Annotated in this window: 1 protein-coding gene; it reads left to right on the forward strand. The window is 29.1% G+C overall.

The window, feature by feature from the left end:
• Positions 1-577 (forward strand): hypothetical protein (locus tag DS885_RS17565; protein ID WP_181817785.1); only part of this gene is annotated, 577 nt, incomplete at its 5' end.
• Positions 578-642 lie beyond the last annotated feature (65 nt).

Here is a 642-nt window from a genome sequence, read left to right on the forward strand (position 1 = left end):
ATCTGAATTGGATTACCCCAACTTTCCAATTCAAGACAATATACTGAATCATGAATATGTTGTATCCCTAATTGAAATGGTTTTGATTTACCATGGAATATCATCTCTTAGAGAAGTAAAAAAAATACTTTTAGCTCTCGATTCATATAAAATTACTACAACTAAAAGAATGAGTATTTTAAGTCTATTAATCTTAATAATATTAAAGAAATTACATCCTGAGTTATATTTAAGATTAAGAGAGGAGGGAACTAACCCATATCGATCTAAAAACAGCATAAATAATAATGATGTATCGAATGGTGTATCGAAAAAACAATCGGTGCAACCTTTAAAAATAACTAAGAATTCTTATCTATTTGAATATTTTCTAAACGATTGTGTAGCTGAATATAAAAATCCTAGCTCCAACATCCACCCTTTTGTAAATAAAACTGAGCTAGAAAGTTTAAACTCAACTAACATAGGCTCATTATATAAAAGTTTGATCTCTAATATTGTATTCAACCCAAATGAAGATAAGGCAATTGCTTCGGATTATATTTCACTGGTCGAATTGTCATTTATATCTGATTAACGTTTATTTACTTAATAACATGAAAATCAATACAGCTACGACACCCCTCCCGTTGAGTTTTTCTG

The organism is Psychromonas sp. B3M02 (genome assembly GCF_003318165.1).
Taxonomy (GTDB): domain Bacteria; phylum Pseudomonadota; class Gammaproteobacteria; order Enterobacterales; family Psychromonadaceae; genus Psychromonas.